Consider the following 16,591-nt stretch of genomic DNA (forward strand, 5'->3'; position numbering starts at 1 on the left):
CTTGCGTGACCGTTGAAAATATACCGCTTCGGTGACCGTCTCGGTCGCCCCGAACGAGAGGAACTCGATCCCGTGCGAATCCGTCGAGAGAGCTACCGGGACGGGATCATTTCCACGGCCAGTCCCGTTGGCGCTGCCGTCTCGATCGCTCCGTGGTTTCCGACAGAATCCGTTCGATCGCCCAACCGGCCCACAGGAAGACGACCGCGATGAAAACGGCCATCTCGAGTCGGATCACCTCCCCGTATCGGACGGCAAGGACGAGGGCCATGATCGCCACCGCGGCGGCGACGACGCCAAAGACGTCGTAGAACGTATGTGGGTGGCGAACGCTTGGTAATCGAACGTGCATAGTACTATCTACGCGCTGTCAGTATATAATCCTATTCACGAAACCGATCGATACTCCCCCTTCGAGGCCCATTTTCGAGGCGCTTTTTCGCCGGCCACAACGGTGTCACGGGTGGAAACCGTCTTACGATGGATTAATGGGACCGAATCGAAATGCGATAACTACCGTGTCTAGATGTACTTCCGCGAGCGGGGTGTTCCATGCGGCTCCGAACTGACTGGCGCGCCAGCGTCGCGCTCGTCGGAACCGTTCTCAAGTATCTCTCCGTGCCGCTGGTCCTTCCGCTCGTCGTGGCGCTTATCTATCGCGATCCAGTCGTCCCGTTCGTCGCGACGATCGCGCTGACGGTCGCAGTCGGCGAGGGTCTCGAGCGGCTCAGCCCCGAACCGGACCTCGATATCCGCGAGGCGATGCTGTTCGTCGCGATCTCGTGGCTCGCGGTCGCGGTCGTGGGGGCAGTGCCGTACGTGATCGCGGGCTGGGGGACCGAGTCGACGCTTGCCCATCCCGTCAACGCCCTCTTCGAGTCGATGTCCGGGTTCACGACGACCGGAGCGACCGTCCTGGGCGAAATTTCCCTCGAGCGCCATTCCCACGCGATCATGATGTGGCGACAGCTCACCCAGTGGCTCGGCGGGATGGGGATCATCGTGTTGATGGTCGCGATCCTCCCTGAAATCGCCGTCAGCGGTGCCCAGCTCGTCGATTCGGAGGCTCCGGGCCCCGAGCTACAGAAACTCACGCCGCGGATCGCGGAGACCGCCCGTATCCTCTGGCTGGTCTACTTCGCCTTTACCGTCGTCTATATCGCTATTCTCTACGGCTTGCACCTCGCGGGAGCGGCACCTAACATGGGGCTGTACAACGCCATCGCCCACGGGTTCACGACGCTCCCGACCGGCGGGTTCTCGCCGGAGGCCGACAGCGTCGCGGCCTTCTCGGCGGCCGTGCAGTGGACCGCCGTGCCGTTCATGATCATCGCCGGGACCAACTTCGCGCTGTTCTGGCACGTCTTCAGCGGGGAGGGCCACCGCTTCGTCCGCAACTCCGAGTTCCGCGCCTACATCACCGCGATCGCCGGACTCACTGCCCTCTTGGCCGGGATGCTCTACGTTGGCACCGCGCCTGCCTTGGCGGAACTCGGCGGCGTGACCGAAGGCGTGTTCGAGAACTCGCTGCGCCAGAGCGCCTTCCAGATCTCCTCGCTGTTGACCTCGACGGGGTACGCGACCAGTGACTTCGTCGACTGGAGTTCGACGGGGAAGATCGTCCTCCTATTCGCGATGCTCGTGGGCGGCTGTGCCGGCTCGACGGGCGGTGGCGTCAAGGTCGTCCGATGGCTGATCATCTTCAAAGTCCTTCGGCGGGAGCTGTTTACCGCGTCCCACCCCGAGGTCGTCCGTCCGATCCGGCTCGGCGGCAACGTCGTCGACGAGGACGCCATCCGGGGCGTCCTCGGCTTTACCTTCATGTACCTCATCATCTTCGCCGGCGCGACCCTGCTGATCGCGCTGGACGTCAGTCGGGCCAGCGCGATCGCGAACTTCTCCCCGCTCGAGGCCTTCAGCGCGAGCCTCGCGACGATCGGGAACATCGGCCCCGGCTTCGGCCACCTCGGACCGTTCGGCAGCTACCTGGATTTCCCGGTCCCATCGAAACTCCTGATGATCTTCCTGATGTGGATCGGCCGCCTCGAGATCATCCCGGTACTGATCCTCTTTACCGGCGGGTTCTGGACCCGCTGAACGGATCGGCTCGCCTCCGTGCGGTCGATCCCGCTCCCTGCTCTCGCGTTCGTCCGATTCCCGTCAGTCCCGACACGGCCACGATCTGCACCACGGATGCGCCGGGACCCAGTAATAGCAACCCACCTCAGTCGATCGTCGTCCCCGGGTTCTCGCCCGCGAGGAACGACGCCAAGCCCTCGAGCCCGAAGATCGACGCCTCGGCCTCGAGACCGAGCAGCGTCCGCACCTTGCCGGCCATCCCGCCGGTCACGTCGGTCGCCTCGCTGGCTCCCAGGACGTCGGCGACGGCGTCGAAGTCGTCGATCCGGTCGATGACCGCATCCTCACCGTCCAGTACGCCGGGCACCGTCGAACAGAGCCCGACCCGATCGGCCTCGAGGGCTCGAGCCAACGCCGCCACCAGTTCGTCGCCGCTGACGACGGTCGCGCCTTCGCCTGCGTGGGCGATCATATCGCCGTGGAGGACGGGAACGAATCCCTCGGCGAGCATCGTCTCGACCTGCCCGGTCGGCAGATCGAGTTCGCCCTCGCCGTCGCGATGGCCCGCCGAGAGGGGATGGACCGGCACCGCCTCGACGTCGCGCTCGAGCAGCCGTCCGAGGACGAACTGATTGAGCGTCTTCATGGCGCCGTGAATATCGAGCGCCGCGGTCGCGTCGCGGGTCCCCGCCGTCGTGGTGACGCCGTGTTCGCTGGCGTTGTGGTGGCCGAAACTGCCGCCGCCGTGGACGACGACGAGGTCCTCATCGCCCTTGAGCGCGGCGATCGCGTCCGCCGCCCGCGCCAGGGCGTCGCCGTCGAGGGTCTCCGGCCGGTCCTTTGCGGTGATGACGCTGCCGCCGAGTTTCAGGACGATCATTCGACCCGCTTCACCCCGGTTTCTGCCAGTTCGGCGCGGAAGGCGTCCTCACAGCCCGGCGTGAACGAGAGTGCGGTCTCGGTCTCCTCGGTGGGATCGAGCGCGACGATACAGCCCCCGCCGCCGGCACCGGTCAACTTCGCGCCGTGAGCGCCCGCGTCGCGGGCCGCCCAGACCATCGTGTCCAGCGAGCGTGAGGAGACCCCCAGCGCGGAGAGCAGGCCGTGGTTGAAGTCCATCAGTCGACCGATCTCCTCGACATCGCCGTCGGCGAGGGCGTCCTCGCCGTTGCGAACCACGTCGCCGATGGCTTCGACCGTGTGGGCCGCGAAGTCGTACTCCTCGCGGAGGTCCCGGACGCCCGCGACCAGCTGGCCGGTCTCGCCCGCGCCGCCGTCGAACCCGATCACGATCGGGAGTTCCGGTGCCTCGAGCGAGCGGCAGTCGTCTCCCTCGACACGGACCGCGCCGCCGGTTGCCGAGCAGAACGTGTCGGCGCGGGAGGCCTGGCCATCCTGGACCTGTGACTCCGTTCGATAGGCTCGCTCGGCGAGTTCGTCGCGGTCCAAGGTGACGCCGAGTTCCCGAGTGGCCGCGTCGATGGCGGCGACGACGACCGCCGCCGAGGACCCCAGACCCGCCCCGAGCGGGATGTCGCTCTCGATGGTCACGTCGAAGCCGGCCTCTTCCGCACCGGTGACCTCGCGGACCTGTTCGATCGCACCGTCGACGTACTGGGTCGCCGCCGTCACCAGCGATTCGGGGACGTCCACGTCGGGACGAGCGTCGGCTGTCGCCCCGTACTCGACGGTGAACCCGTTCAGGCTCAGGTCCTCCGCGTTGACCCGGAGTCGCCCGTCGTCCCGTTGCCGGACCTCGACGCGGGCCCGCCGCTCGATCGCACACGGGACGGCGGGCTCGCCGTACACCACCGCATGCTCCCCGAAGAGGTACACCTTGCCGGGAGCGCTCGAGAGTGTCATGGCCGGCCGTTCGTCCGACGGCCGTTAATAGCTATCTCTACCGGGCGAGCGTCGCCCGCCGCTCCATCGAGGACGGATCCCGCCGCCCGCGGCGTATTCGTAGGTGTTATACCCCGGTGGTGACGACAGCGGCTGTGAACCGACGGACGTATCTCGGAGCCATCGCCGGGGGCGCGACCGCCGCCATCGGCGGCTGTCTCGGCGGCGAGAGTATCGACAGTGACGACCACCCGGTCGCCGCGTGGGCGGACGGGACGATCGAGTTCGCGCTCCCGCCGTTTCAGGACGCGGAGCAGCTCGAAGCCCAGTACGCCGGCACGTTCGAGTGGATTGCGGACGGGTTCGACGAAGTCGATTCGGTCGAGGGGGCGCCGACGACCAGTTACAGCGCGGTCGTCGAGAGCGTCGTGCAGGGTCACACGGAGCTGGCGAACCTCTCGCCGGTCATCTACGCCATGGCCCGCGACGAGGGGATCCACCCGCTGGCGATCAACTGGTCCCACGGCAGTGACGCGTACCACACGTACGTCGCCACGCGGGCCGAAACGGACGTCGAGCACCTCGCCGATCTCGAGGGGAAGACCGTGGCGATGGTCGACCCGCTGAGCACGAGCGGCGGCCTGTTCCCGCGGTACATGCTCTCGGAGGCGGGTCTCGATGCCGGCGACGTCGACACCGAAGCGGCGGACTTCGACATCGAGTGGTCGTTCGGTCACGACGCGTCACTTCAGGCCCTCGAGAACGGCCACGTCGACGCCGCCGCCTACGGCGACTTCCAGCATCCGGACGACGACGCGATCGTCAAACTCGCCGAGAGCGACCCGATTCCGTTCGACCCGATCGTCGCGAAGCCCGATACCCCCGAGACGGTCCGCGAGCAGATGACCGAGCGACTGCTCGAGACGCCGGACGAGGCCCTCGAGGACCACCGGGTCGACAGGTACGGGCCCGTCGAACCCGGCACCTACGATCCCGTCCGGGACGTCGCCGAGGAACTCGGCATCGAAATCGCGGATCTGGAGGAGGAAGACGGAGACGAATCCGACTAGGTCCCGTACCGATGCTCACCGTAACCGCCCTCGAGAAACGCTACGGGGACGAGGTCGCGGTCGACGGCGTCGACGTGGCCCTCGCCCCGGGCGAACTGACGGTCCTGATCGGCCGCTCGGGAGCCGGCAAGACGACGCTGCTCCGCTGTCTGGACGGACTCACGGAACCCGACTCGGGCACCGTCCGTCTCGGGGGCGAGCGGGCGGTCCCGACCGACGTCGCGCTCGTCTTTCAGGCGGGGGCGCTGATCGATCGCAAGTCCGCGCTCGAGAACGTCCTCGACGGCGGGCTGGGTCGGGAACCCGCGTGGCGGGAACTGGTCGGCTGGCACGCCCCGTCCGCGAAGCGGGCGGCGATCGAACGGCTCCACGCCGTCGGACTGGACGGCTACGCGGCCCGGCGTGTCGGGGATCTCTCGGGCGGCCAACGCCAGCGCGTCGGCATCGCCCGCGCGCTCCAGCAAGAGCCCGCGGTGTTGCTCGCCGACGAACCGGTCGCCGCCCTCGACCCCGCGACGGGCCGCTCGGTCCTCGAGCGCCTCGCGGCCGTCGTCCGCCGGCGGGAGCTCGTCGGCGTCGTCAGCCTCCACCAACCCCGGCTGGCCGACGGCGTCGCCGATCGGTATCTCGGTCTCGCCGACGGCCGCCTCGTCCTCGACGCCGCGGCCGCCGATGTCGACGACGCCCGAATCGAGGCGGTGTACGATGACTGACCGCGGACCCGCCGATCGGGGTGACGCGGTCGAACCCGCTACGGCAGCCGAACGCACGGCGCGAACGGAACCGACCGAGGAAAGCGCTGGAAACGCCCCGTCATCGAATTCGGTCGCCGCCGAGTTCGATCGCGTCCAGCGGCAGTGGCGTCGCCGAACGGCGGGCCGCGCCGCGCTGCTCGTCGCCCTCGTCGCGGGCGTCGTCGCGATCGCGCAGTGGCTCGGGTTCGACCTCGCCTACCTCTACGCCCACCGGGAGAACCTTGTCTCGATCCTGCTCGAGGAGATGCTGGCTCCGGACCGGCTCGCGGCGCAGCTGCGCGCCGACGGCCCCTCGCTGGCCGCGGCAGCCCTCGAGACGCTCGCGATCGCGGCCGTCGGGACAGCGATCGGCCTGCCGCCGGCGCTGTGTGTGGGCGTACTCGCGGCGAGCAACGTCGCCCCGCGGGTCGTCTACGGGCCGGCCCGACTCCTCCTCGGTGGCCTCCGTGCGGTGCCGAGTATGGTGTACGCGCTGCTGTTCGTCGTCCTCGCGGGGCTGGGTCCCGTCGCGGGGACCCTCGCGATCGCGATGGGGACGGTCGGCGACCTCGGCCGGCTGTTCGCCGACGAGATGGAGGAGATCGACCCCGGTCCCGTCGACGCCCTTCGCTCGACGGGCGCAGGTATCGTCGCGACGACGGCCGCTGCCCGGCTCCCGCAGGTGACGACGGCGTACGTGGCCTGGACGCTGTTTTACCTCGAGCTCAACGCGCGGAAGAGCTCGGTACTCGGGATCGTCGGGGCAGGCGGGATCGGCTACCCGTTGATCATGGCGTTCCGGGCCCGGAACTATACGCGAGTGATGGCGGCGATCGTGGTCGTTCTCGCCCTCATCGTCGGCGTCGAGACCGTCGCGAACGCGCTCCGGAGCGTCCTCGATGCGGACCGGCGGGCGGCCGAACGGTGAGCCGGTCGCCCCGGTGCGGGTAGTCGGACTTATGTCGATCCGCCGGCTCGTCGCTCGTATGTCGCTGGTCTTGCCGAGCGAACTCGTCGTCGACCGGTTCCTGCCGACGGTCCGGGCGATGCTGGCCGCCCGACTCGCGGATCGCGGGCTCACCCAGCGAGAGATCGCCGCCGAACTCGGCGTCACGCAGGCCGCAGTCAGCACGTACGTCGCCGGCGAGGGCGGCGGCGACAGCCGCTTTCGCGACGATCCCGAGACGGTTGCGACCGTCGACCGGATCGCGGACGGCCTCGCCGACGGTGAGATGGACGGCTACGACGCCCTGTCCGAACTGCTCTCGCTCGTCCGCAGCCTCGAGGACCGCGGGCCGATCTGTGAACTCCACGAGGAGGAGATGCCCGCGTTACGGGGACTGGGCTGTGACCTCTGTGTCCGGGGCCTCGATCCCGATGTCCGCGCCGAGCGGGATGTCCTCGCGAACGTCCGGACGGCGGCACGGACACTCGCTTCGGTCCCCGGGATGGTTGATGCCGTCCCGAACGTCGGGACCAACGTCGGGATGTCGCTTCCCGACCCGACCGACGAGACCGATGTCGCCGCCATCCCCGGCCGGATCTACGCCATGGGCGGCCGGATCGAGATCCCCGCGAACCCCGAGTTCGGCGCGTCGAAACACGTCGCGACGGCCGTCCTCGCCGCCAACGACACCGACCCCGATATCCGGGCGGCGATCAACGTCGCTACCGACGACACCCTGCTCGCTGCGGCCCGATCGCGGGGGATCGACCCCCTCGAGTTCGATGCCGACTACGAGGACCGCAGCGAGCATCTCGGCGACCGGTTCGCGGACCGCGGTGCCGTCCCCACCGTCGCCTACCACCGGGGCGCGTTCGGAATCGAACCGGTGACCTACGTCTTCGGGGCAACGGCCGTCGAGGCTGCCGAACTGGTCGGGGAGTTACTCGCGGCCCGGTCCACGTCGGCGGCCGACGGTTCCGCCTAGCCGCTGAGTTCGCTCCCCCGATCCCCACTCCGCCGTTCGCGTTCGAGCGTTCGACAGCCCAGGGCCAACCGGTCCGGTAACGCCCCCGCGTTCGCGTACAGGCTCTGTAGGACGAGTCCGGCGTCCTCGAAATTACAGCCGCGGTAGGCACGCAACGGCTCCCGTTCCCATTCGACGATCCGTTCCCGCTCCAGCAGCGGGAGGTGATGATGTCGCAACCGAAGCCGTACCCGCTCGAGGTCCGTGTCGATGCTCGGGTTCGTCGCGACTTCCGGTAACGGGACCGACTCGCCGGCCGGGGCGTCCAACAGCGCGTCGACGATCTGCCGTCGCGGCTCCGCGGCGAGTATCTCGAAGATGCGATCCCATCGGTCGACGGCGTCGGCCGCCTCGCCGGACACTGGCTCGGACATGGTCGCGGGCACGGCGACGTGCCCACTAAACCTTGTGGCGAGTTTCCACGCCAGTATTTAGGCATCGGTCGCCGCGGTCGCCGACCCCGAACGCTCCAGTGCGACCGCTGATCGAGGCGAGCGGTGGGAAAACGAACAGTGTCGAAACCGACCGAATCAGACGCCGCTTTCGAAGTCCTCGAGCGAGTAGGACGGCTCGGCACCGCGTCGATCGAGAACCTCGTTGGCGAGCAGCCAGTAGACGACCGAGAGGGCCTTGCGACCCTTGTTGTTCGTCGGGACGACCAGGTCGACGTTGCTGACCTGGTTGTTCGAGTCACACATCGCGATGACCGGGATGCCGACCGTGATGGCCTCCTTGACGGCCTGGGCGTCGCCGATCGGGTCGGTGACGACCAGCACGTCCGGCTCGATGTAGCCGTCGTACTTGGGGTTGGTCAGTGTGCCCGGGATGAAGCGGCCGGTACGGGCGCGAGCGCCGACGGCCTCGGCGAACTTCTCCGCCGGGAAGCGACCGTACTGGCGACTCGAGGTGACCAGGATCTGTTCGGGGTCGTAGTTCGCGAGGAAGTCCGCGGCCGTGCGGATGCGGCCGTCGGTCTTCGAGACGTCCAGCACGTAGAGACCGTCGGTCCGGACGCGGTGGATGAACCGGTCCATGTCCTCGGTCTTCTGCTGGGTCCCGATGTGGACCCCCGCGCCGAGGTAGTCCTCGACGGGGATCAGCAGGTCCGCCTCCTCGTCGGACATGACGTCGTCGTCGAGGGTCGGTCCGGCGTCTTCCTCGGCGTCGTCGGCGTTGTCGGCGTCGGCCGCGGGCGTTCCCTCGGCGTCGGCGGGCTGTTCGTCTACTGGCTCGACGTCCTCCTCGGCGGCGGGGCCAGCCCCTTCGGCTGGCTCCTCGTCGATGTCCTCCTCGGCGGCGTCGAGCCCTTCTTGGGTTGCGTCGTTTTCTGTCATGTCGCGTCGTCTGCGATTCGAATGAGCTCGTTGAGCTTGGCAGTTCGCTCGCCGCCGACCGCGCCCGTCTTGATGTAGGGAGCGTCGGTCGCGACGGCGAGGTGTGCGATCGTCGCGTCTTCGGTCTCGCCCGACCGGTGGGAGACGACCGAGTCGTAGCCGTTCCGTCTCGCGAGTTCGATCGCGTCGACGGCGTCGGACAGCGTCCCGATCTGGTTCGGCTTGATCAGGATGCTGTTTGCCGCGCCGCGATCGATGCCCTCGACGAGCCGATCGGTGTTGGTGACGAACAGGTCGTCGCCACAGATCAGCGTCTGGTCACCGACCTCGTCGGTGAGATCGGCGAAGGCGTCGTAGTCGTCCTCATCGAGCGGGTCCTCGACGTAGACGAGGTCGTACTCCTCGACCAGATCGGCGATGTAGGCGATCTGTTCCTCGGTGTCGCGGCTCCGGTCGCTGTACTCGTAGGTGCCGGAATCGGCATCGTACAGCTCCGCGCCGGCGACGTCGAGGCCGAAGCCGACGTTGAAGCCGACCTCGTCCTGGACACGGGAGACCGCCTCGGCGACGATCTCGAACGCCTCGCCGTCGTCGATCGACGGTGCCCACGCGCCCTCGTCGCCTTTGCCACAGGCGATGTCACGCTCCTCGAGCAGATCGGCGACGGCGGCGTGAACGGCCGCGTTGGCGAAGACGGCGTCGGCGACGCTCGGCGCGCCGACGGGCGCGGCGAGGAACTCCTGGATGTCTGTCGCGTCGGCGGCGTGTTCGCCGCCGCCGACGACGTTCCCGAGCGGGATCGGGAAGTTGTCGCCGCGGAACGTCCCACCCAGATGTTGGAACAGCGGGGCACCGAGGACGTCGGCACCGGCCTTGGCTGCGGCCATCGAGATCGCGACCGCGCTGTTGGCACCGATCTCCGAGAAGTCGTCGGTCCCGTCGGCGGCATGGAGCGCGGCGTCGACGTCGCGCTGGTTGCCCGCGTAGACCTCGCCGACCAGTCGGGGAACGGCGTGTTCCCGTGCCGCGGCGATCGCTTCGCCGGGCGGCCGTTCGACGGCCTCGTACTCGCCGGTACTGGCACCGCTGGGTGCCGCGGCGCGGCCGAAGCCGCCGCTTTCGGTCAGAACGTCGGCCTCGACCGTCGGGTTGCCCCGCGAGTCGAGGATGCGACGCAGCCGAACGTCGGTGATCAGCGTCATTTCCGGTCGTACCCCCGCTTGACGGTAAAGGGCAACACGCCGGCGTCGTACTCCTCGGCGGCGATGAGGATCGGTTGGGTCTGCTCCGTCTCGATCAACACCGGCGCGCCGTAGGAGACCTGCAGCGCTCGCGCGCCGAGGATGCGTGCCTTCTCGTAGCGGTTGTGTTGTTGTTGCATGGGTTACTGGTACGGGGAGACGACGTCGACGAGATCCTCGTGACTGACGAGCATGCGCCGACAGCAGTAGCGGTCGACACCGAGTTCGTCGAGGACCTTTTCGGGGTCCTCGTCGCCCTCGTTGGCCCGCTCGTCGAACTCCTCCCAGTGTTCGCCGACGACGTTACCACAGGTGAAACACCGGACCGGTACCATCATGATTGGATCACCTCAGCGGTAGGACTTCTGGTAGCGCGCCCGAGCGCCCGGGCCGCCCCACTTTTTCGGTTCGGACTGGCGAACGTCGTTGACCAGCAGCGAGCGGTCGAACTCCATGAACGCGTCGCGGAGTTCGGCGTCGTTGGTGTGCTGGACGATCCCGCGTGCGATGGCAGTGCGGACGGCGTCTGCCTGTCCGCTGATGCCGCCGCCCTCGACGTCGACGTCGATGTCCATCTCGCCGCGGAGGTCCTCGCCGACGATGCGGAACGGTTCGAGCATCTTGAGCCGGGACGTCTCCGGTTCGACCAGCTCGACCGGCTGGGAATTGATTCGAACGCGACCCTCGCCTTCGCGCACCGTGGCGCGGGCGACGGCCGTCTTTTTCTTGCCACTCGTGTTGGTTACCATGTGACGTTAGCACCTAACTGTTCGGACACTTCGTGCAGGTGGACGAAGCGGATGTTCGACAGACGGTCCAGCGACGTACCCTCGAGAACCGTCGACTCGTGATCGTCGTCGTGTTCGTAGGGGTTGCCGACGTAGACACGGACGCTGTCGAGTGCTTCGCGACCACGGGGCTTCTTGTACGGCAACATCCCGCGAACGGACCGCTTGAAGATCGTGTCCGGCCGGCGGGGGTAGTAGGGCCCGCTGTCCGAGCCCATCTGGAGTCGCGTACGGTACGTCTCGAAGATGTCTTCCTTGTCGCCGGTGATGACGGCGTCCTCGGCGTTGATGATCGCGACGCTCTCGCCGTCCAGCGCGCGCTGGGCGACCTCGCTGGCGACGCGACCGAGGATGCAGTCACGGGCATCGACGACGGTATCGGCGTCGAACTCTGCGAGACTCATCGAATCACCCGGACGTCGGAGCCTTCGGGGTTTGCTTCGAGCGCTTGCTCGAGCGGTACGGATTCACCGACCTGGTCGATCTTCGTCTCGGCGGACGAGGAGAAATCGACTGCAGCGACGGTGACGTTCTTTTGTAGTGCGCCCGATCCCAGCACCTTGCCGGGAACGACGACAGTCTCTTCTTCGCGTGCGTATCGCTCGATGCGGCCCAGGTTTACCTCAGCGTGGGTGCGCCGGGGCTTTTCGAGTCGATCCGCGACGTCTCGCCAGACGTCGGCGTCCCGCTCTCGGGACGTCGACTTCAGCTCGGCGATGAGATCGTTGAGCCTCGGATTGGTTTTGCTACTCATTGTATCCTCCAAATACGGTCGTCTCGGCGAGGCGAGGAAGCGTCTCGCCGATGGTGGAATCGGTTCGCTGCCGGCCGACAACGCGCCGATCGTCGCTGATCGGTGTCGGTCGGCGGTGAAGAAGTGGATGCAGGGAGCAGGATTTGAACCTGCGGACTCCTACGAGACAGCGCCCTGAACGCTGCGCCGTTGGCCTGACTTGGCTATCCCTGCTCGCACTTCCGTGTATCCGCCGCCCCTTCAAACCCCTTTCGATTCCAGTAGGCGAGCGATCGCCGGCCTCGTGGCTGACGGCACCGGCGAGCGGCTCGACCAGTTCGGGTCGGGGGCGTCGGTTCATATCTATAGCTGTACTGCGTCTTCGAGTTCGGTCGCGCGTGCCTCGAGCGTGTCCGCTGCTCGAGTCACGAGCTCTTCGATGCTGAAGGAGCCGTCCGTCTCCACGTGGAAGACGAACGCTTCGGGCACGTCCTCGACGCGGACTTCCTTGCCCGGGTATCGGTTCGAGAGATCGTGATCGAACTCGCTTGTCGGCACGAGTTCGCCGTCGTCCTCGATGACGCCGCGAATGATCCGGCGCTCTTCGTCCTCGAACTCCGGTAGGTCACCCTCGACCTCCACGCGCTGGAGGTGTCGGTAGCCGACCGCGACCCCGCCCTGGTGTTTGGCGTGGTCTTTCCCGCGGTCGATGACGGCGTCGGCCTCGGCCTCGAGGCGCTGGCCGTCCTTGAGATCGATGATCGGGACGTTCTCGTCGGCGGGTTGGACGAGGTCGTCCTCGGAGACGAGGTCGCCGGAGTAGGCGGTGTCCGGCCCTTCGACGTCGATCGAGAGCGTGACGGTGTCGTCCTCGGCGAACTCGCCGACCGGCGGCGTCGTCAGCGGGACGAGCCCCATTCGCAGGGCGAGTTGCTCGTCGAACATGACCGACGAGTTCTCGACGAACCGGACGGTATCGATCGCCATCGTCGGCACGTCGGCGATCATCGCTCGGCGGATGCCGTTTGCGAACCCGGGTGTCACGCCGCGAACGAGGAATCGCGCTTCACGATCCTCGCGTTCGACGAACTCGACGTCGTACTCAGCAGTCATGATCTAGTAGCCGCCCTTGCCTTTCGGAGCGCGCGATCCGTCGTGTGGGATCGGCGTGACGTCCTCGATGCGCCCGATCTCGATGCCCGAGCGAGCCAGCGCGCGGATCGTCGCCTGCGCGCCGGGACCGGGGGACTTCTGGAGGTTGCCACCGGGGCCACGGACTCGCACGTGGAGTCCGGTGATGCCCGCGGCCTTGACCTCCTCGGCGACGGACTCGGCCATCTGCATGGCCGCGTACGGCGACGCCTCGTCGCGGTTCTGCTTGACCGCCGTCCCACCGGAGGACTTGGCGATCGTCTCCGCGCCCGTGAGGTCGGTCACGGTCATGACGGTGTTGTTGAACGATGCATGCACGTGGGCGATACCCCACTTTTCGTCGTCCTGACTCATGGTTTACTGGCCCTCCGCGCGTTCGGGGTGGAGTTCGTCCGCGAGCGGGCTGTTCTCCTCGAAGGCCACCAGCTCCTCCTCGTCGACGTCGACGACGTAGGAGGGGACGCGGTGACGCTGCCCGTCGACCACGATGTGGCCGTGGGTGATGTACTGGCGTGCCTGCTGGGTCGTGTTCGCCAGCCCCTTGCGGTAGACGACCGTCTGGAGACGGCGCTCGAGGATGTCCTCGATCTCGAGCGACAGGATGTCGCCGAGTTCGTCGGCCTCGTCGAGGATGCCGACGCGTTTGAGCCGACCGAGGAACTCCTCGGAGCGCCGTTGGACGACCTCGTCGCCCTGGGCCTGGCCGAGCAGTTCCCGGGCCTCGCGCCGGTAGGAGCGAAGCTCGGATTGGGCGCGCCAGAGTTCTTCCTTGTTCTTGAGGCCGTAGCGGTCGAGCAGCGAGTGTTCGCTGGCGATGCGTTCACCCTGGTAGGGGTGGTTCGGCGTCTCGTATTGTTTGGTGTCAGTGCCGAGTGGCATTATTCGCCCTCATCCTCTTCTTCGGCAGCCTCTTCGGCCTGTTCCTCGCGGATCTCCTCGACGTTGACTCCGATGGTGCCCTCCGTTCGGCCGGTGGACTTGGTCCGCTGACCGCGGACCTTCTGGCCGCGCTTGTGGCGCGTGCCCTTGTAGGAGTCGATCATCTTCATCCGGTTGATGTCGTGCTGACGCGTCAGCTGGAGGTCGTTGCCGATCTCGTGGGTCGTCTCGCCGGAGTAGAAGTCGTCCTGACGGTTGTTGAGCCAGTCGGGGACTTCCTCGGCGTAGTTCTCTACGAGTTCGACGACCTCGTCGATCACGTCTTCGTCGAGTCGACCGAACGTGTCCGTTCGGTCGACGCCCGCTTCCTCGGCGATGAGCCGGGCGGTCCGGTGACCGATCCCGTTCATCTCCGTGAGCGAGCGCTCGACGGACTTCGTCCCATCGAGGTCGGTTTGCCCGATGCGGACGAAGTAGCGGAGATCTTCGTCGTCTTCTTGCTCTTGAGGTTCTTCCGCGCTCATGTTGTCGTGTATGTGTGTCTAGTCTGCGTGCGTTGCAAATCGACTGGCGGGAAAACGCCAGCTGAGTTCCGACGTTGTGGCGGGGATTCGAACCCCGGAGGCTTGACGCCACATGGTTAGCAACCATGCGCCTTGGGCCGCTTGGCTACCACAACACCGTCGGTCTATCGTCGCCCTCTCGGACTCGGGGATCGCTCCCCTACACGTATCGCACCCGGACCTATCCCTGTCTGCTACTTAAGGGCAACGAAAGGCGGCCGGTTCGTATGCGATTCGTTCGCACGGAATCGACCGAACAGCGGATGGAGAACCGACCACAGTAGGACCAGTCGTCGTAAATACGACGCTCTGTTTGCCGGACTATCGGGAGGGGGCGACACATGTCCTTCGGTCCGTCGACTGGACTAATCACCCGCTACGCGGTGGCGCGCGCTGATGGTCGACCGAGCGCTAGCGAGGGCGACCGTCGATACTGCGCGAGGGATGAGTGAGTGACCAACGGGAACGAACGAATCGGCTGGGGAGGGCGTGGCTACTCCCTGTTGCCACAATAGCAGAACACCTCCTCGAGTACTCCGTCAAACCGCGTACCGAGCAGTGGTGTCTGCGAGTCCCGTCTTCCGCCTCGAAACCCGTTTATAGGCTGAACAGGCGCAATACCACGGCCTGAAGGCCGTGGATACGCGCCGTCACACTCTGGGAAACGTCCCACCGTTCAAACGCCCGCCGTGAGTTTCCCACAGTGACGTTTAAGTGACAGACCGCCCTACTGAGGAGCAGGAATCGGTCGGAACGGAGCGGCTTCCGAACCGTCCTTCGGAGGCGGCCTGTCCGCTCACGTAACGAGGCAGTGTCCGGAAAGGGCAGTCGGTGAACGCACATTCCAGAAGAGTGTGTCCGTGCCGACTGCTCAAAGCGAGCATCACGATACCCCCAACTCTGCTGACGCCTGCCGGCGTCCCCGTGGCAAAAACAACACCGGGACGCCGTACACGGTTGAGGATAGGGGTAACAGCGGTTTGGCACCGCCAGCAGTCCACCAGTCCGACGTTGTGGGACTACCCGCGCCCGAAAGGACTGGTAGTCCGGTGACTGGACTGCAGACCTGAAACTCCCACCGCTCGGGATTCCTCCGCGTGAACGCGGAGGAGGATGTCAAGCGCCGGCGTACTCCTCGATGTACTTCTCGTTGATCTCCCACTCGCCGTCGTCGTTTTGCACCATGTACTCCCCGTAGTAGGGTACTCGGTTGGCGACGACCTCGCGGAAGGCGTCCCGGATCTCGGGCTTCGTCATCTCGCCCATCGTCTTGAGGTCGTCGTTACGGTTGAGACACCCCTTCAGGTAGCCCTCGTGGGTCACCCGAACGCGGTGGCAGTTCGCACAGAAGGTGGGGTTCTCGACGGGGTCGACGATCTCGATCATCCCTCGACCTTCGGCGTTCGACCTGCTATCGTTCGCATCGCTCGAGCCGTCGCTGACCCAGTAGCGCCTGCGGTCGTGCATCTCCCGGTGTTCGATCTCGTCAGCCTGCTCGGCCAGCCAGTCGTGGACCCGCTCGATGTCGATGTTCCACTCGGGCTTGCCGGTCAGTTCCGGCATGTACTCGATCAACTGGAGCTGAAGGCCGTCGTTTTCCGCGACGTGGTCGACCATTTCCGGGACGTAGCCCGCGGTGTGTTCGAAGACGACCATGTTGAGTTTGACCGGGTCCAGCCCTGCCTCGAGCGCGGCCTCGACCCCCTCGAGGACCTTCTCGTACGCCCCGCTTTTCGTCACGGCGGCGAAGTCCTCGGGATCGAGCGCGTCCTGCGAGACGTTGACCCGCTCTAACCCGGCGTCGACGAGGTCCTCGGCCCGCCCCGGAAGGAAGGTGCCGTTCGTCGTCAGCGAGACCTCCATTTGATCCGGCGTGCGCCTGATGATCTCCTCCAAGTCCTGCCGCAACATCGGTTCTCCCCCGGTGAATTTGACCGCATCGACGTCGAACTCGGCGGCGACCTCGAGAAAGCGGACGACGTCGTCGGTCGACATCTCGTCGTCCTGTGGGTCCATCGGCCCGCGAGTGTCCCCCAGCCCTTCGTTGTGACAGTAGACACAGTCGAAATTACACCGGTCGGTGAGGGAGACGCGTACCCCGGTTACCTCCCGCCCGAACTCGTCGGTGAGCATGCCAACGAGTTGCAGCCGGATCCGCTTAAACGCGCCGGGAATTTCGACCCGACGTAACCGGTTTCGGTTCGCA

The 16,591-nt window shown here is 66.6% G+C and carries 21 protein-coding genes and 2 tRNA genes; 5 read left to right on the forward strand and 18 right to left on the reverse strand.

All coding sequences use genetic code 11. The annotated features are described in order from the left end of the window. Positions 1-106: 106 nt before the first annotated feature. Positions 107-352, reverse strand: coding sequence for a hypothetical protein (locus ACSBP4_RS03345; RefSeq protein ID WP_049966672.1), 246 nt, complete (start codon positions 350-352; stop codon positions 107-109). 200 nt (positions 353-552) lie between these two features. On the opposite strand from ACSBP4_RS03345, the gene ACSBP4_RS03350 reads away from it, so the two are divergent. Next, entirely contained in the window at positions 553-2,097 is a 1,545-nt protein-coding gene (locus tag ACSBP4_RS03350) for a TrkH family potassium uptake protein (protein WP_049966671.1), read from the forward strand. Positions 2,098-2,224: 127 nt separating this feature from the next. Here ACSBP4_RS03350 and ACSBP4_RS03355 read toward each other — a convergent pair whose 3' ends face one another. Both ACSBP4_RS03355 and mvk read right to left on the reverse strand, forming a co-directional pair. Then, positions 2,225-2,959, reverse strand: coding sequence for an isopentenyl phosphate kinase (locus ACSBP4_RS03355; protein WP_435551359.1), 735 nt, complete (start codon positions 2,957-2,959; stop codon positions 2,225-2,227). Beyond that, a complete protein-coding gene (mvk, locus tag ACSBP4_RS03360) occupies positions 2,956-3,942 on the reverse strand; it encodes a mevalonate kinase (protein WP_006650706.1) in 987 nt (328 codons plus the stop codon). Before mvk ends, ACSBP4_RS03355 begins: the two co-directional genes overlap by 4 nt. A gap of 134 nt (positions 3,943-4,076) precedes the next feature. Here mvk and ACSBP4_RS03365 point away from each other — a divergent pair, with 134 nt between their 5' ends. The 4 genes from ACSBP4_RS03365 to ACSBP4_RS03380 are packed head-to-tail and all read left to right on the forward strand — an operon-like array spanning position 4,077 to position 7,656. Continuing rightward, positions 4,077-4,991, forward strand: a complete 915-nt coding sequence (locus tag ACSBP4_RS03365) for a phosphate/phosphite/phosphonate ABC transporter substrate-binding protein (protein WP_435551360.1) — start codon at positions 4,077-4,079, stop codon at positions 4,989-4,991. Between the two features lie 11 nt (positions 4,992-5,002). Further along, positions 5,003-5,704: a phosphonate ABC transporter ATP-binding protein gene (locus tag ACSBP4_RS03370; protein ID WP_049966669.1), complete on the forward strand. Its 702-nt coding sequence runs from the start codon at positions 5,003-5,005 to the stop codon at positions 5,702-5,704. After that, entirely contained in the window at positions 5,697-6,653 is a 957-nt protein-coding gene (gene phnE / locus ACSBP4_RS03375) for a phosphonate ABC transporter, permease protein PhnE (protein WP_049966668.1), read from the forward strand. Before ACSBP4_RS03370 ends, phnE begins: the two co-directional genes overlap by 8 nt. Positions 6,654-6,711: 58 nt before the next feature. Continuing rightward, positions 6,712-7,656, forward strand: a complete 945-nt coding sequence (locus ACSBP4_RS03380; RefSeq protein ID WP_435551361.1) for a thiamine-phosphate synthase family protein — start codon at positions 6,712-6,714, stop codon at positions 7,654-7,656. Here the strand turns inward: ACSBP4_RS03380 and ACSBP4_RS03385 are convergent. The 15 genes from ACSBP4_RS03385 to moaA form a co-directional block, all read right to left on the reverse strand. Next, positions 7,653-8,069, reverse strand: a complete 417-nt coding sequence (locus tag ACSBP4_RS03385; protein WP_435551362.1) for a hypothetical protein — start codon at positions 8,067-8,069, stop codon at positions 7,653-7,655. The genes ACSBP4_RS03380 and ACSBP4_RS03385 overlap by 4 nt on opposite strands. Positions 8,070-8,225: 156 nt before the next feature. Next, a complete protein-coding gene (gene rpsB / locus ACSBP4_RS03390; RefSeq protein ID WP_049966666.1) occupies positions 8,226-9,029 on the reverse strand; it encodes a 30S ribosomal protein S2 in 804 nt (267 codons plus the stop codon). Beyond that, complete coding sequence (gene eno / locus ACSBP4_RS03395) at positions 9,026-10,231, reverse strand: phosphopyruvate hydratase (protein WP_435551363.1); 1,206 nt, start codon at positions 10,229-10,231, stop codon at positions 9,026-9,028. Before eno ends, rpsB begins: the two co-directional genes overlap by 4 nt. After that, positions 10,228-10,410 carry a DNA-directed RNA polymerase subunit K gene (locus ACSBP4_RS03400; RefSeq protein WP_006182151.1) on the reverse strand — a complete coding sequence of 61 codons (183 nt, stop codon included), beginning with the start codon at positions 10,408-10,410 and terminating at the stop codon, positions 10,228-10,230. The genes eno and ACSBP4_RS03400 overlap by 4 nt, the downstream gene beginning before the upstream one ends. Before the next feature lie 3 nt (positions 10,411-10,413). Beyond that, positions 10,414-10,608: a DNA-directed RNA polymerase subunit N gene (locus ACSBP4_RS03405; protein WP_006182150.1), complete on the reverse strand. Its 195-nt coding sequence runs from the start codon at positions 10,606-10,608 to the stop codon at positions 10,414-10,416. 12 nt (positions 10,609-10,620) lie between these two features. Continuing rightward, entirely contained in the window at positions 10,621-11,019 is a 399-nt protein-coding gene (locus tag ACSBP4_RS03410) for a 30S ribosomal protein S9 (protein WP_006650701.1), read from the reverse strand. Then, positions 11,013-11,462 (reverse strand): 50S ribosomal protein L13, encoded by a 450-nt coding sequence (locus ACSBP4_RS03415; protein ID WP_006650700.1) that lies wholly within the window; start codon positions 11,460-11,462, stop codon positions 11,013-11,015. The genes ACSBP4_RS03410 and ACSBP4_RS03415 overlap by 7 nt, the downstream gene beginning before the upstream one ends. Then, complete coding sequence (locus ACSBP4_RS03420; RefSeq protein ID WP_006182147.1) at positions 11,459-11,812, reverse strand: 50S ribosomal protein L18e; 354 nt, start codon at positions 11,810-11,812, stop codon at positions 11,459-11,461. Before ACSBP4_RS03420 ends, ACSBP4_RS03415 begins: the two co-directional genes overlap by 4 nt. Before the next feature lie 128 nt (positions 11,813-11,940). Further along, positions 11,941-12,025 (reverse strand) — tRNA-Leu (locus ACSBP4_RS03425). A 129-nt stretch (positions 12,026-12,154) separates the two neighbouring features. Continuing rightward, positions 12,155-12,904: a DNA-directed RNA polymerase subunit D gene (locus tag ACSBP4_RS03430; protein WP_006182146.1), complete on the reverse strand. Its 750-nt coding sequence runs from the start codon at positions 12,902-12,904 to the stop codon at positions 12,155-12,157. Between the two features lie 3 nt (positions 12,905-12,907). After that, positions 12,908-13,297 carry a 30S ribosomal protein S11 gene (locus tag ACSBP4_RS03435; RefSeq protein ID WP_006182145.1) on the reverse strand — a complete coding sequence of 130 codons (390 nt, stop codon included), beginning with the start codon at positions 13,295-13,297 and terminating at the stop codon, positions 12,908-12,910. A 3-nt stretch (positions 13,298-13,300) separates the two neighbouring features. Next, entirely contained in the window at positions 13,301-13,822 is a 522-nt protein-coding gene (locus tag ACSBP4_RS03440; RefSeq protein WP_049966664.1) for a 30S ribosomal protein S4, read from the reverse strand. Next, entirely contained in the window at positions 13,822-14,346 is a 525-nt protein-coding gene (locus tag ACSBP4_RS03445) for a 30S ribosomal protein S13 (RefSeq protein WP_006650698.1), read from the reverse strand. Before ACSBP4_RS03445 ends, ACSBP4_RS03440 begins: the two co-directional genes overlap by 1 nt. 72 nt (positions 14,347-14,418) lie before the next feature. Continuing rightward, positions 14,419-14,501, reverse strand: a tRNA-Ser gene (locus ACSBP4_RS03450). 1,000 nt (positions 14,502-15,501) lie between these two features. Continuing rightward, entirely contained in the window at positions 15,502-16,518 is a 1,017-nt protein-coding gene (gene moaA, locus ACSBP4_RS03455) for a GTP 3',8-cyclase MoaA (protein WP_435551364.1), read from the reverse strand. Between the last annotated feature and the right edge of the window lie 73 nt (positions 16,519-16,591).

The sequence above is a fragment of the Natrinema sp. CGMCC1.2065 genome (genome assembly GCF_051225675.1).
GTDB lineage: Archaea > Halobacteriota > Halobacteria > Halobacteriales > Natrialbaceae > Natrinema > Natrinema thermotolerans.